Annotated in this window: 12 protein-coding genes; 8 read left to right on the top strand and 4 right to left on the bottom strand. The window is 64.4% G+C overall.

Annotated elements, in window-relative coordinates:
* Window positions 1-3 precede the first annotated feature (3 nt).
* The gene (locus IVB29_RS04840) at window positions 4-1,497 is read left to right on the top strand and encodes an FAD-linked oxidase C-terminal domain-containing protein (protein WP_247502237.1); all 1,494 of its coding nucleotides are present in this window, start codon (window positions 4-6) and stop codon (window positions 1,495-1,497) included.
* A 23-nt stretch (window positions 1,498-1,520) separates the two neighbouring features.
* Entirely contained in the window at window positions 1,521-2,684 is a 1,164-nt protein-coding gene (locus IVB29_RS04845; RefSeq protein ID WP_247502238.1) for an acyltransferase, read from the top strand.
* A gap of 44 nt (window positions 2,685-2,728) precedes the next feature.
* On the opposite strand, the gene IVB29_RS04850 is transcribed toward IVB29_RS04845, so the two are convergent.
* Window positions 2,729-3,064, bottom strand: a complete 336-nt coding sequence (locus IVB29_RS04850; protein ID WP_247502239.1) for an antibiotic biosynthesis monooxygenase family protein — start codon at window positions 3,062-3,064, stop codon at window positions 2,729-2,731.
* A 224-nt stretch (window positions 3,065-3,288) separates the two neighbouring features.
* On the opposite strand from IVB29_RS04850, the gene IVB29_RS04855 reads away from it, so the two are divergent.
* The 4 genes from IVB29_RS04855 (at window position 3,289) to IVB29_RS04870 (ending at window position 7,733) form a co-directional block, all read left to right on the top strand.
* Entirely contained in the window at window positions 3,289-4,524 is a 1,236-nt protein-coding gene (locus IVB29_RS04855; RefSeq protein WP_247502240.1) for an FAD-binding protein, read from the top strand.
* Complete coding sequence (gene glcF / locus IVB29_RS04860) at window positions 4,525-5,847, top strand: glycolate oxidase subunit GlcF (RefSeq protein ID WP_247502241.1); 1,323 nt, start codon at window positions 4,525-4,527, stop codon at window positions 5,845-5,847.
* Window positions 5,848-5,915: 68 nt separating this feature from the next.
* On the top strand, window positions 5,916-6,287 hold the full coding sequence (locus IVB29_RS04865; protein ID WP_247502242.1) for a histone: 372 nt from the start codon (window positions 5,916-5,918) through the stop codon (window positions 6,285-6,287).
* A gap of 426 nt (window positions 6,288-6,713) precedes the next feature.
* Window positions 6,714-7,733 carry a TorF family putative porin gene (locus IVB29_RS04870; protein WP_247502243.1) on the top strand — a complete coding sequence of 340 codons (1,020 nt, stop codon included), beginning with the start codon at window positions 6,714-6,716 and terminating at the stop codon, window positions 7,731-7,733.
* Between the two features lie 245 nt (window positions 7,734-7,978).
* Here IVB29_RS04870 and IVB29_RS04875 read toward each other — a convergent pair whose 3' ends face one another.
* Window positions 7,979-9,742 carry an ABC transporter ATP-binding protein/permease gene (locus IVB29_RS04875; protein ID WP_247502244.1) on the bottom strand — a complete coding sequence of 588 codons (1,764 nt, stop codon included), beginning with the start codon at window positions 9,740-9,742 and terminating at the stop codon, window positions 7,979-7,981.
* Between the two features lie 312 nt (window positions 9,743-10,054).
* Between IVB29_RS04875 and IVB29_RS04880 the strand changes: the two genes are divergently transcribed.
* A complete protein-coding gene (locus tag IVB29_RS04880; RefSeq protein WP_247502245.1) occupies window positions 10,055-11,719 on the top strand; it encodes an L-lactate permease in 1,665 nt (554 codons plus the stop codon).
* A 146-nt stretch (window positions 11,720-11,865) separates the two neighbouring features.
* On the top strand, window positions 11,866-12,264 hold the full coding sequence (locus tag IVB29_RS04885; RefSeq protein WP_247502246.1) for an META domain-containing protein: 399 nt from the start codon (window positions 11,866-11,868) through the stop codon (window positions 12,262-12,264).
* 152 nt (window positions 12,265-12,416) lie between these two features.
* Here IVB29_RS04885 and IVB29_RS04890 read toward each other — a convergent pair whose 3' ends face one another.
* Together IVB29_RS04890 and IVB29_RS04895 are read right to left on the bottom strand one after the other, a co-directional pair.
* Window positions 12,417-13,628 (bottom strand): hypothetical protein, encoded by a 1,212-nt coding sequence (locus IVB29_RS04890; RefSeq protein ID WP_247502247.1) that lies wholly within the window; start codon window positions 13,626-13,628, stop codon window positions 12,417-12,419.
* Between the two features lie 142 nt (window positions 13,629-13,770).
* A partial coding sequence (locus IVB29_RS04895; RefSeq protein WP_276576841.1) for a TCP-1/cpn60 chaperonin family protein occupies window positions 13,771-14,327 on the bottom strand: 557 nt, incomplete at its 5' end.

Consider the following 14,327-nt stretch of genomic DNA (forward strand, 5'->3'; position numbering starts at 1 on the left):
ATCATGGCCATCATGATGCCTGCGAGCGACCAGGCGGTGCTTGCGCGCCGCGCTGAGATCATTGCTGCATTGCGCGCAATCGTATCCGGCGAAGGCGTGATCGATACGCTTGCCGAGATGCGGGCCTATGAATCCGACGGGCTGACGGCCTATCGCCAGCCCCCGATGGTCGTGGTGCTGCCCGACACGACCGAGCAGGTCTCGCTCGTCCTGAAATATTGTGCCGCGCACGGCATCAAGGTGGTGCCGCGCGGCTCCGGCACATCGTTGTCCGGCGGTGCGCTGCCGCTGGAGGACGGCGTGCTGCTCGGCCTCGGCAAGTTCAAGCGCATCCGCGAGATCGACTTTGACAACCGCGTCGTCGTCACGGAGCCCGGCGTCACCAATCTCGCCATCAGCCAGGCAGTTGCGCATGCCGGCTTCTACTACGCGCCCGATCCGTCCTCGCAGATCGCCTGTTCGATCGGCGGCAATGTCGCGGAAAATTCCGGCGGCGTGCATTGCCTGAAATACGGCATGACAACCAACAATGTGCTGGGTTGCGAGATCGTCCTGATGAGCGGCGAGATTTTGCGCATCGGCGGCAAATCGGCGGAAAATTCAGGCTACGACTTGATGGGCGTCATCACCGGCTCGGAAGGGCTGCTTGGCGTCATCACCGAGATCACGGTGCGCATCCTGCAGAAGCCCGAGACGGCACGCGCGCTGATGGTCGGCTTCGCACAGGTCGAGGCGGCCGGCGAATGCGTGGCGCGCATCATCGGCGCCGGCATCATCCCTGGCGGCATGGAGATGATGGACAAGCCCGCGATCCACGCCGCGGAGGCTTTCGTCCATGCTGGCTATCCGCTCGATGTCGAGGCGCTGCTCATCATCGAGCTCGACGGTCCCAAGATCGAGGTCGACGAGCTGATCAGTCGCGTCGAGACGATTGCCAATGGCTGCGGCTCGACCACCTGCCAGATCTCGACCTCGGAGGCCGAGCGCAATTTGTTCTGGGCTGGCCGGAAAGCTGCGTTCCCCGCGGTGGGGCGCATCTCGCCCGATTATCTCTGCATGGACGGCACGATTCCCCGCGGCGCGCTGCCGAAGGCGCTCGCACGTATCCGCGAGCTCTCGGAAAAATACCAGCTCGGCTGCGCCAATGTGTTCCATGCCGGCGACGGCAACCTGCATCCCCTCATCCTCTACGACGCCAACAAGCCCGGCGAGATCGAGCGCGCCGAGGCCTTCGGCGCCGACATCCTGCGTGCCTGCGTCGAGTTCGGCGGGGTGCTGACCGGCGAGCACGGCGTCGGCATCGAGAAGCGCGATCTGATGCCGGAGATGTTCACCGAGATCGACCTCAACCAGCAGCAGCGGCTGAAATGCGCCTTCGACGCGCAGGGCCTGCTCAATCCCGGGAAAGTGTTTCCGACCCTGCACCGCTGCGCCGAGCTCGGCCGCATGCATGTGCATGCCGGGAAGGTGGCGTTTCCGGATATTCCGCGGTTCTGACGGCCATCCGGCTTTGTGGCGACATGGCGGACGTGCTGATCAGTGCCAGGGAGGCAGCACCGGCCAGGCCGGCGGCGAAGTCGCGCCTGCTCTTCATCGACAACATCCGCTGGAGCATGATCATCCTCGTGCTGAGCATGCATGCCGCCGACACCTACTCTCCGTTCGGCAATTGGTACTATGTCGACCGGCAGGAGACCGGCTTTGGCACGGCCGTGTTCTTCGGCGTCTATCAAAGCTTCCTCCAGGCCTTCTTCATGGCGGCGCTGTTCTTCATCGCCGGCTATTTCGCGGCCGGCGCCTGCGATCGCAAAGGATTTTCGCAGTTTGCGCGTGAGCGGCTGATCCGGCTCGGTCTGCCGACCTTGGTCTACATGTTGGTGATCGGGCCGCTGACGCAGTATTTTCTGTCCTGGACCTGGGGCAGAGGCGGTTTCGGCCATCAATGGCTGATCCATTTGAAAGACGGCGAGTGGCTCTCAGAGACGGGACCGATGTGGTTCTGCGCGGTGCTGCTACTGGTCTCGCTGCTCTATGGCCTGATCCGCCGGACCGGATGGCGCGAGCCGCAGCTCGCGCTGCGCGGCACGGGAATTGTCCTGTTCATTGCGGCTATGGCGGCGGCCACCTTTGCGGTTCGCATCGCGATCCATGCCGATGCCTCGGTGCTCAACGTCCATCCCGGCGACATTCCGCAATATGTTCTCATGTTCGCAGCTGGCAGCTTCGGCTATCGCGGCAATTGGATGCTCGGGATCGCCGAGCGCTCCTGCATTGGGTGGGGACTGCTCGCGCTGTTGCTCTCCGCACCGCTGTTTGCGGCGATCGTGCTGTTCGGGGGCGGTCTGAGCGGCGACACGGCGCTCTATGCAGGCGGCTTCAACCTCATCAGTGCCGGGAAGTGTTTGTGGGAGGCGCTGGTTTGCCTTGGCATGGGTCTGTTGATGCTGGCCGTCTACCGTCGCCATTTCGACACGCAGGGCCCGGTCGCGAAATGGCTCTCGGACAACGCCTTCGGCGTCTACCTGATCCATCCGCCGATCCTGATCGGCTTCGCCCTGCTCCTGCACGGACTGCCGCTCTTTGCCCTCACGAAGGCGCTGCTGCTGACCATGCTGGCCGCGATAGGCAGCCTGGCCGTCTCGGCGTTGATCCTGCGCAAGTCGCCGCTGCGCGCGATCATCTGACGGCGCACGCCGCGGTCCGGTTTGAACCGTGGCGTGCAAACAGGCTATAGCAGCCCGTATTGCGCCCGCTCGCGCTTCGCCAGCAGCGGCAGGGCTTCACCGACGATATAGGTCTTGAAATGCGCGCTCTCCTGATGCGCCTTGAAGGCTGCCTCGTCGCGGAACAGCTCGTAGAACAGGAACTGGGCCGGATTGTCCCTGGCGCGCGAGATCAGGAACAGCTTGACGCCGTCCTCGCGCTGCGCCTCCGGCAGGAAGCGGTCGAGGATCCCTGCGATCTTGTCGGCCTCGCCGGGCTTGGCCTCCCATTGCGCGACGACGAGCAGACCGCCGCCGTCGACAGCGTCGCTGAGCGATTTTTGCGTGGCATAGTGGTTCATGATGTCCATCTCCATCGGTTGGTCTCGATCGCGATCGGCACTGATTTGTAGCGATGGCCTGCCGGCTTTGGTTCGCCGGCGATCGAAGTGTCGATGTCGTGAACGTTTCGATTGGGATCGAAGCGTCGATATGGCCCCGTGGCGGATCCCTGACGTGCGGGCGGTGGTCGCCGGCGTCACGCCGCATTTGATTTTGGCGGCGAATTTCGTTACCCGCTAGACGCGTGGATACGCTCAGGGTCAGAGACGCCAAAGACGTCGAAGAGGTGGTGCGCGCGGCGATTGCCAATGAGCAGCCGCTCGAGGTCATCGGTCATGGCAGCAAGCGCAGCATTGGTCACGCGATGGCGACCAATGCCGTGCTCGACGTCTCCGCGCTCAATGCCGTCACCTCCTACGAGCCGAACGAGCTGATCGTCACGCTCCAGGCCGGCGCGCCGCTGGCCGACGTGCTGTCGCTGATCGACGCCAAGAACCAGCAATTCGCCTTCGAGCCGATGAACACCGCGCCGCTGCTCGGCACGCCGGCACTCGGCACCATCGGTGGCATGATCGCGGCTGGCCTGGCCGGTCCACGGCGGATCAAGGCGGGCGGGGCGCGCGACCACCTGCTCGGGGCGCACGCCGTCTCGGGCTTTGGCGACAGCTTCAAGACCGGCGGCAAGGTGGTGAAGAACGTCACCGGCTACGACCTCTGCAAGCTGCTGGCGGGGTCCTGGGGCACGCTGTCGGTCATGACCGAGGTCACGCTGAAGGTGATGCCGAAGCCTGAAGCCGAGCGGACGCTGCTGCTGCGCGGGCTCGACGATGCCGCGGCCAACAAGGCCATGACCGCGGCGCTCGGCTCGCCCTACGATGTCTCCGCCGCCGCGCATCTGCCGAAATCGGCGTTCCGTGCCAAGACGGAAGGGCTGGGCGATATCGCAGGCCAGGGCGAAGCGCTGACCATGTTGCGGCTCGAGGGCATCACGGCCTCGGCCGCGCATCGTGCCGGCTCGCTCCGCGAATTGCTGGCACCGTTCGGAACCGCGACGCTGATCGAGGACGTGGCGTCGTCGGCATTGTGGGCCGCGATACGCGATGTGCTGCCCTTTGCCGCCAGCGGCGCGCTTGGGGCCTGGCCGGTCTGGCGGATCGTCTGCCCGCCGGCCTCAGGCGCCGCGCTCGGCACGCAATTGGCGAGGGAGACCGGCGGCGACGTGATCTACGACTGGGGCGGCGGTCTGATCTGGGCGGCGCTGCCGCCGAAGGGCGATGCGCATGCCCCGGCCGTGCGTGCCGGCGCCAACGCCATTGGCGGCCACGCCACGCTGATCCGTGCGGCCGAGGATGTCAGGCGGACGGTGGACGTGTTCCATCCGCAGGCGCCGGGCGTTGCCGCGCTGAGTGATCGGGTCCGCGCCAGCTTCGATCCGAAGACCATCTTGAACCGTGGACGGCTGACGCGGGGCACTTGCTGAATGAAGACCGAGTTCTCACTGGCGCAGCTCGCCGACCCCGATATCGCGGAAGCCGACAAGATCCTGCGCGCCTGCGTTCATTGCGGCTTCTGCACCGCAACCTGTCCGACCTATGTGCTGCTCGGCGACGAGCTCGATAGCCCGCGCGGCCGCATCTACCTGATCAAGGAGATGCTGGAGAAGGACCAGACCCCGACGGCGGAGGTGGTCAAGCATGTCGACCGCTGCCTGTCGTGCCTGTCCTGCATGACGACCTGCCCCTCCGGGGTGAACTACATGCACCTCGTCGACCAGGCCCGGGTCAGGATCGAGCAGCGCTATCGGCGCCCGCTCACCGAGCGGCTGCTGCGTCAGGTATTGGCCTTCGTCCTGCCGGACCCGCAGCGCTTTCGCATCAGCATGTGGCTGGCGCGGCTGGCCCGCCCGCTCGCCGTGCTCCTGCCGACGCCGCGGCCCTCGGCGACGCCTGGCCTGATCCTGCGCCTCAAGGCGATGCTGGCGCTGGCTCCTAACCGGCTGCCGCCGCCCGGCGCCCTCCCAGGCAGCGTGTTCGCAGCGCTGGGCAAGAAGCGCGGCCGGGTCGCGCTGCTTCAGGGCTGCGCCCAGCAGGTGCTGGCGCCGCGCATCAACCAGGCCGCCATCAGTCTTCTCACCCGCCACGGCATCGAGGTCGTCCTGGTCCGGGACGAGCAGTGCTGCGGCGCGCTGACCCATCACCTCGGCAACGACCGGGATGCGCTGGCGCGGGCTCGCGCCAATGTCGCTGCGTGGCAGAAGGAGGCCGCAGGCGAGGGGCTCGACGCCATCCTGGTGACGGCGTCCGGCTGCGGCACAGTGATCAAGGACTACGGCTACCTGCTGCGCGAGGACACCGCGCTCGCTGACGATGCAGCGAAGGTGTCCGCGCTTGCGAAGGACATCACCGAATACGTCGCCGGTCTCGGATTGGAGCAGGTCGCACGGCAAGACAACATCGTCGTCGCCTATCACTCCGCATGTTCGTTGCAGCACGGACAGAAAATCACGGGCCTTCCGAAAGAATTGCTTTCCAAGAATGGATTCGTGGTGAAAGATGTCCCGGAGAGCCATTTGTGTTGCGGTTCGGCGGGGACCTACAACATTCTCCAGCCCGAGCTTGCGGGCAGGTTGCGCGATCGCAAGGTCGCCAACATCGCGAGCGTCAAGCCGGACATGATTGCCGCGGGCAATATCGGCTGCATGGTGCAGATTGCCAGTGGCACGTCAGTTCCGGTCGTACACACGATTGAGCTTCTCGATTGGGCTACGGGCGGGGCGCGGCCGGCATTGAGTGCCTCGAGCTGAGTCTTCGCCCGCGGTGACGGCTGAAGACGCCCGATCGACCATTGTTTGGCGGCAACAGGAGGACCACGATGGCGAAAGCAAAGAAGAAGAAAAGCAAGAAGGCCAAAAAGGCCAAGAAGGTTGTAGCGGCAAAGAAGACCGCCAAGAAGGCAGCCAAGAAATCCGCGAAGAAGTCTGCTAAAAAATCGAAGGCCGCCCCGAAGAAGGCTGCGAAGAAGTCGGCCAAAAAGGCTGCGGCCAAGAAGGCTGTCAAGCAGGCTGCACCGAAGAAGGCCGCCAAGAAGGCTGTGAAGCAAGCGGCACCGAAGAAGGCGAAGGCAGCTCCCGCGTCGAAGCCGTCAGCGCCCGTGGCAGCTCCGGCTCCCGAGCCTGTCGCCGAGACCAGCTGGGCGATGCCTTCGTCTTCTGCGGAACCGACGCCGGCGGACGGGCAAGGCTAGGCCCAAGCCCGGCCAGAACTCAGCTAGAGGTCGGGTCCAATCCGACGCTGATGATCGACAGATAATACGAGGCCGCAGCGGAGACGCTGCGGCCTTTTTGCATCGCCGCAGGGCTCCCCGTCAGCCGCCGGTTTTCGCGATAGTCTGATTCGTAGCGCGCGTGCCACGCAACGCGGGCCTACGTAGTAACCCGGGCCCCGCTGTGCACTTTGGAGTGAAAATAATGTGATCGAGAAGCAACACAGGCTGACAACCTTTCGTAGAATCGTCAGAACGCCTAAAAAGTCGGCAAATGCCCGTGTTTTTTGCTTCACGGTTTGCATCCCTCAATCCAGATTGCCGCGGTAACGAAATTGCAATCAGGTCGAGCACCCCGGGGGGCTTCCGGGAATTCGACTGGGGTTAGAACTGGTGATGGGGATCGAAATGAAAAAAGTAGCTTTGTTGGCAACGGCGCTGGCAATGGTGACGACGGGTTCGGCTTTCGCGGCAGACATGGCGTTGAAGGCCAAGAAGGCCCCGCCGGTCGTTGCGTTCGACCCCTGGGATATCGCCTTCGGCGGCGCGATCATGAGCGACTACATCTTCCGCGGCGTGACCCAGTCGAACCACCAGCCGTCGGTCGCCGCCTATTTCGAGCCGCGCTACAACGTCAACAAGGACCTCCAGCTCTATGTCGGCGTGTCCGCGGAGAGCATCTCCTTCGCCAACCGCGCCGCGGCTGAAGTCGATATCTACGGCGGTATCCGTCCGACTTTCGGCGCCTTTGCCTTCGACATCGGCATCTGGGGCTACCTGTATCCGGGCGGGAGCTGCGCCGACAACGCTGTGACCGCTGTCGGCGGCGGCGTCGTTCCCGGCGGCAACGTCTGCCCCGTCAGCACCACCACGATCTTCCTCGGTGACGGCAACGTCATGAAGAAGAACGTCAGCTTCTTCGAAGCCTACGGCAAGGTGAACTACACCATCAACGACAGCTTCACCGTCGGTGCGACCGAGTACTATTCGCCGAACTTCCTGAATTCGGGTGCTTGGGGCAACTACGCTTCGTTGACCGCCAAGTACACGGCGCCCAGCACGGTGTTCGGCCCCTCGGGCGTCGGCATGTACGTGTCGGGTGAGTTCGGCCGCCAGTGGTTCGGCACTTCGGACGCCTTCTACGGCACCGGCGTCGGCACCGTGTTCGCCAACGGCATCCCCTACAAGGACTACAACACCTGGAACATCGGCATCGGCTTCACCTACAAGGTGTTCACGCTCGACCTGCGTTACTCCGACACCGACCTGAACAAGGGTGATTGCAACGCCTTCACCAGCGCCTTCAACGCCACCGGCACCACCAGCGTCACCCCGATCAATCCGGGCGGCGCTGGCTCCAACTGGTGCGGCGCGGCCGGCATTGCCAAGCTGTCCTTCGACCTGACGGCGATGAGCAACCTGAAGTAAGTTTTGTCCCGAGACGACTTCGAGGGCGGCAGGGCAACCTGCCGCCCTTTTGCTTTGGGCTTTCACTCCGTCATTGCGAGCGAAGCGAAGCAATCCAGAAATGCATCCCTGGAGGCAGTCTGGATGGCTTCGTCGCAAGGGCTCCTCGCAATGACGAGGCCCCAGTTGGATGCTCTCTCGATGTCCGCGAGGAGGTTGCCAACCGGTCCTCTCGAACGTGATAGCCCTCAAGCCGCTCCTTCGCCTCAGCGCGCCGCCGTCGGCTCCTTCTCGGCCGAAGCGTCCTCCTTGCCGAGGACGTGGACCGCGCCATCCTTCACCATCGTCACCTTGCGGGTGTGGAAGGCGTCGAGGGTCGAGCGGTGGCCGATCGAGACGATGGTGGCCTGTGGCAGCTTCTCCGCCAGCAGCCGGTACAGCCGGGCCTCGGACGGCTCGTCCAGCGACGCCGTGGCCTCGTCCAGGAACAGATAGTCCGGCACATGCAGCAGCGCGCGGGCGAGCCCCAGGCGCTGCTGCTCGCCGAGCGACAGCATCCGGTTCCAATGGCCGTCCTCGTTGAGCCGTTCGGCGAGGTCGGGCAGGCCGACCGCGATCACCGCGTCCCGAATCCGGGTCGCCTGGAACGCGCCGGGTGCTGCGGGATAGATCACGGCGTCACCCAGCGCCCCGACCGGGAAATAGGGGCGTTGCGGCAGCATCATCAGCTTCGCCTGCGCAGGGATGACGATGGTGCCGGTGCCGAACGGCCAGATGCCGGCGATGGCGCGGAACAGCGTCGATTTGCCGGATCCGGACGGCCCGGTCACCAGCACGCGCTCCGAAGCCTGGACGGCGAAGCCGTCGGCTGCGACCAGCGGGGTGCCGTTGGGGAGATACACGCAGAGCTTATCGAGCCCGATATTGCGGCCGCCGCTTGCCGCCTTGAGTTCGATCGTCGCCTCATGCGCCGGCAGGTTTGCCGCCGTATCGACCGACATCTCGAAGCCGTCGAGACGCGCGACGATCGAGCGCCATTCCGCCACCGACCGGTAGGCTACCACGAAGAACGACAGCGCGCCTTGCACGCTCGAGAAGGCCGATGCGGTCTGCATCATGTCGCCGAGCTGGATCTTCTTGGCGAAGAAGGCCGGCGCCACCAGCACATAGGGAAAGATCACGGCGGCCTGCTGATAACTGTTGGTGAACGCGCTGAGGCGCTTGGTCCGGCCCATGATGGCGTACCAATTGCCTATCACGAAGCTGAAGCGATCCAGCAGACGCCCGCGTTCGGCGCCTTCGCCCTTGAGCAGCGCGATCTGCTCGGAATTCTCGCGGACCCGGACGAGGTTGAAGCGGAAGTCGGCTTCATAGCGCTGCTGCTCGAAATTGAGGTTGACCAGCGGGGCGCCGATCCAGTGCGTCAGCGCCGTGCCGAAGATCGCGTAGATCAGCGCGATCCAGCACAGATAGCCGGGAATCATCAGGTCGGTGCCGAACAGGTGCAGCGGCGCAGCGTTGGAGAGGCCCCAGAGGATCAGCGCGAAGGAGAACAGCGTCACGATCGAGGAGAGCAGGCCGAGCCCGATGACCAAGGTCTGCTCGACGAAGTTCTTGACGTCCTCGGTGATGCGCTGGTCCGGGTTGTCGGCCGCATCGCCCTTGAGCTGCATGTGGTAATGCGTGGCGCCCTCGAGCCATTCGCCGAGATAATGCGTGGTCAGCCATTGCCGCCAGCGGATCTGGAGCCACTGGTTCAGGTACAGCTTGTAGACCGCCAGCGCGACATAGGTGAAGGCGAGCGCGATGAAGATCCAGATCTGCGTGACGAAGGCGTCCCAATCGTTGTTCTGGAGCGCGCTGTAGAACCGGTTCTGCCACTGGTTCACCAGCACGTCGATCGCGACCAGTGCCAGCTCGATCGCGATCACGGCGCCGAGCAGGCCGCGGCCGGCCCATTTGTCCTCCGATCGGAAATAGGGAATGGCGATTCGCCAGACGATCGCGAGCGTGGCGCTGATGTTCTTCACAGAGCTCTGTCTCCTGAGGGGTGTGCACATTTGCCTGAAGCCAAAGGCTTGCGGCAATGGCGTAAACGGGCGCGCTTAGACTAAAGTCGCAAGTTCTGCAATTTGCGTTGGCTTGTCGCGCCTTGCAACCCTAGCATGGGCATAACGGCGCGGGGTGGGGGCCTCCGGGACTTCGCGAGCTTGTGAGCGGACGGGAACCGCTGCGTTCGCAGGGGCATTCGCTTCAGGTTCAAAGGCACTCTCCACTGCGCCAAGCAGGCTCGCCGTCCACGCAGGCTGGCCTGCCACATAAACGCGTGGGGGAGGAAGACCATGTGGAATCAAGTCTATGATCCGCTGCACAGCCCAGTGCTGTCGACGATTGCGGCGGCGATCCCTGTCGTCACGCTGCTCGTCCTGATCGCGAGCGGTCGCGTCCAGGCCCATATCGCGGCCATCGTCGCCGTGATCGTGACCAACCTGATCACGATCTTCGTGTTCACCATGCCGGTGAACATGTCGATCCGCGCTTCGATCCTCGGCATCGTCACCGGCTTCTTTCCGATCGGCTGGATCGTCCTCAACGTCATCTTCCTCTATCAGGTGACGGTGACGACCGGGCGCTTCGAATTGCTCAAGCGCGCGGTCGGCGGAGTCACCGAGGACCGGCGGCTGCAACTGTTGCTGATCGCGTTCTCGTTCGGCGCGTTCTTCGAGGGCGCCTCGGGCTTCGGTACACCGGTCGCGATCACGGGCGCCGTGCTGATCGGCCTCGGCTTCTCGCCGCTCGCGGCCTCCGGCCTGTCGCTGATCGCCAACACCGCGCCTGTCGCTTTTGGCGCGCTGGGCACGCCGATCCAGGGCCTTGCCTCGGTCACCGGGCTCGATCCCTATATCCTCGGCGCGATGGTCGGGCGGCAATTGCCGCTGTTCTCGCTGATCGTCCCGTTCTGGGTGGTATGGGCGTTTGCGGGCTGGAAGGGAATGAAGGACGTCTGGCCCGCAATCCTCGTCACGGGCGTGTCGTTCGCGGTCCCGCAATTCGTGATCTCGAACTTCGTCAATCCATGGATCGTCGACATCGGGGCGTCGCTGATCTCGATGGGGGCGCTGATCCTGTTCCTGAAAGTGTGGCAGCCGAAGCAGCTCTGGCTGTCGCCGGCGCTGCGCGGCCGTGATGAATCAGCCGCCACCATGGCCACCGCAAAGCCGCTCGACAAAACCCCGCTCACGCAGAGCGAGCTGTTCAATGCGCTGCTGCCGTGGATCATCGTCTGCATCGTCATGCTGATCTGGGGTAACGGCGCCTTCAAGACCTGGGCGAACTCGATCTTTGTCTGGAACTACCCCGTTCCCGAACTGCACCAGATGATCAACAAGATGCCGCCGGTCGCGCCAGGGCCGACGAAGGAGGGCGCGGTCTTCGGCTTCACTTACCTGTCCTTCACCGGCACAGGCATGCTGATCGCGGCGATCATCTCCGGCTTCCTGATGAGCGTCGGTCCCGGCAGGCTAGTGACCGAGTATGGCCGCACCATCCGGTTGTGCGCGATCTCACTGATCACGATCTCGGCGATGCTCGCGATCGGAACGCTGACGCGCCTCTCCGGCGTCGACGCGACGCTCGGTCTGGCGTTTGCCGCAACCGGCGTGCTCTATCCCTTCTTCGGCACGCTGCTCGGCTGGTTGGGCGTGGCGCTGACGGGATCTGACACGTCATCGAACATCCTGTTCGGCAACCTCCAGAAGATCACCTCCCAGCAGCTCGGCCTGTCGCCGATCCTGATGGCGGCGGCGAACTCGTCCGGCGGCGTGATGGGCAAGATGATCGACGCGCAATCGATCGTGGTCGCCTCGACCGCGACCAACTGGTACGGCCACGAGGGCACCATCCTGCGCTTCGTGTTCTGGCACTCGATCGTGCTGGCCTCCCTGGTCGGCGTGTTCGTGACGTTGCAGGCCTATGTCTGGCCGTTCACGGCGATGGTCCTGAAGTAGCAGGCCAGGTCTCGGCTTCGACGCAAATCAAAACCCCGCAGGGCTTCGTACCCTGCGGGGTTTTTTGCATCCGCGGCCGGCGAACCTTCTCAACGACGCCGCCGTCTTATAGAAGGTGCGGCAAATCAGGTCGGTCGAGAGGTTTCATGGTTTTGCTCAGGCAGATGGTATGTTTGGCGGTTGCAACGCTCGCGGTGTCCACGCTCGCGCGCGCGGAGGACGGTTTTCCCTTTGGCACCGAGATGACGCTCGAGGCGCAGCCGCAGGCCGGCTCGAAGCGGATCCCGAACATCGAGATCGGCGACAATGGCGAGGTCGTGCTGGAGCTCTGGTGCAAGGGCGGCAAGGGCCAGTTCTCGGTTGCCGGCAACACCGTGATCTTCGTCCCCGGCCAGATCCAGGACCGGTCCTGCCCACAGGCGAGAGCGCAGGCCGACGACGAGCTCGTCGCAGCGCTCGGCAGCGTCGAGACCTGGAAGCGCCAGGGCGACGTGCTGACGCTGGTCGGCCCCAGGCCGCTGCGCTTTCGCGTCAACGGGAATTAGATCGGGTCTCGTGTCCCGGACGCGCTGCAGCGTGCAACGCTGCTGCGAAGAGCCGGGACCCTGTTATCTATCCTCGATCTCGCATGTGGCCCCTGGGCCCCGGCTCAGCAACGCATCACTGACGTGCTGCGTTGCCCTCGGGGCGCGAGAGCCTACTTCCAAACCGACTTGTCCGCATCCCAGCGCTGGCCCTTCAGCTCCTTGGTGAGCGCATCGACCGAGCCGTTGTCGTCGGGCTGGTCGCCTTCCTCGTCGGCCGCGGCTTCGTCCGAGAGATTGAGCTTGGCGCCGCTGCTCTCATCGGAGGTCGTGGTCGCGGGGCTGCCGATCCAGAGCATCAGCTTGTCGGTGGCACCAGGCTTGTCGGGCGAGATCAGGCCGGCGACCTCGATGGTGTCGGTGAGCTCGAGTGCCGGGAAATCCTGGTTCGGCCGCTTGAAGACGAGCTTGAGCTTGCCGGTGGCGGGGTTGAAGCTTTGCGAGACCGGCTTTGCCGCGAGCGTCTTGCTCAGCACGCCCGCCAAGGTGGTCGCGAGCTTGTCGCGGTTGGTCTTGTCGCCGTCGCGCCAGTCGGCGGCGGCAAAGCGGATGGTGCGGTCCATCTCGGTCATGCCGGCGGTCCAGCCCGCCGCTGTAACGCCCGGCGTCGCCTTGAATTTTGCGAGCAGCGCGCCGGCGCGCTCAGGATCGACCGACATGTTGATGGTCTGCTCGCCGGCGCGCAGCGCCTCGCAACCGACGTTAAGGCTCGCCAGCGTCACCTCGACCTCCTGGCCCTTCAGGCTCTTCAGGAACTCGGTCGCGGCATCCAGCTTGACCTTCACCGCGATCGCTTCCGGCGAGACGTCGGTGAAATCCTTCGGCTGCGGCGTGATGCCGTCGTCGGAGGTCTGGTTGTCCTGAAACTCTTTTTCACTGAGGTCCGAATTGTCGGGCGAGGTGACCTCGGTGACGGTCTGGCCGATGCTGATCTGGCCCCGGAATTCGAAATTGTCCCCGGACTGTTTGCGCAGCAGCTTGACGCTGACGGGCGCCTTCGCACTGATGCTCTGCGTCGTGCCGGTCAGGTTCTGGCCCGCGACCTGGAGATTGACGACGAAGCGGTCTTTGCGGTCGGAATTCTTCGCGACGGGATAGCAGACGTCGAGCACCGCCGCCGTGACCGTCTTGCCCTGGCGCGTTTCTTTCAGGATCACGTCGGCATTGCCGTCCATCAACCCGTCGATCGAGGTGAAATACCGCGTCTCCGTTCCACCAGGTGCCGTAGCCTTCGGCGACAGCTTCATCTGGGCGGATGTGGAATGCGGTGACGCGGCAAGCAGGACCGCGAAAAGGGCTGTCGAACAAACCAGAAGCGCACGCATATGAAATCCTCGCGCAATCGAATCGGCCGACACCGTAGTTGGTTTTGGCCGCCGGTTGAATCGGAAAGCCGAGGGGCAGGGTCGGCAAAAAAGAAGGCCGCCCGGAGGCGGCCTTCGCAACATTGGTATGGAACGGACGGGCTTAGAAGCCGCCCATGCCGCCGCCCGGCATCGCGGGCGCGGCTTCCTTCTTCGGGGTCTCGGCGACCATGGCCTCGGTGGTCACCAGCAGGCCGGCCACGGAGGCGGCGTCCTGGAGCGCGGTGCGGACCACCTTGGCGGGATCGATGATGCCCTTCTCGACCATGTCGACATAGTCCTCGTTCTGGGCGTCGAAGCCGAAGGTCTCGGACTTGTTCTCCAGGATCTTGCCGACCACGATCGAGCCTTCAACGCCGGCGTTCTCGGCGATCTGGCGGATCGGAGCTTCCAGCGCCTTCAGCACGATGTTGATACCGGCCTGGACATCGGCATTGGCGTTGGTGAGACGACCCACCGCCTTCTTGGCACGGAGCAGCGCGACGCCGCCGCCGGGGACGATGCCTTCCTGCACCGCGGCGCGGGTGGCGTTGAGCGCGTCCTCGACGCGGTCCTTCTTCTCCTTGACCTCGATCTCGGTGGCGCCGCCGACGCGGATCACCGCGACGCCGCCGGCGAGCTTGGCGAGACGCTCCTGGAGCTTCTCACGGTCGTAGTCCG

The organism is Bradyrhizobium sp. 1, from assembly GCF_023073315.1.
Lineage (GTDB): Bacteria > Pseudomonadota > Alphaproteobacteria > Rhizobiales > Xanthobacteraceae > Bradyrhizobium.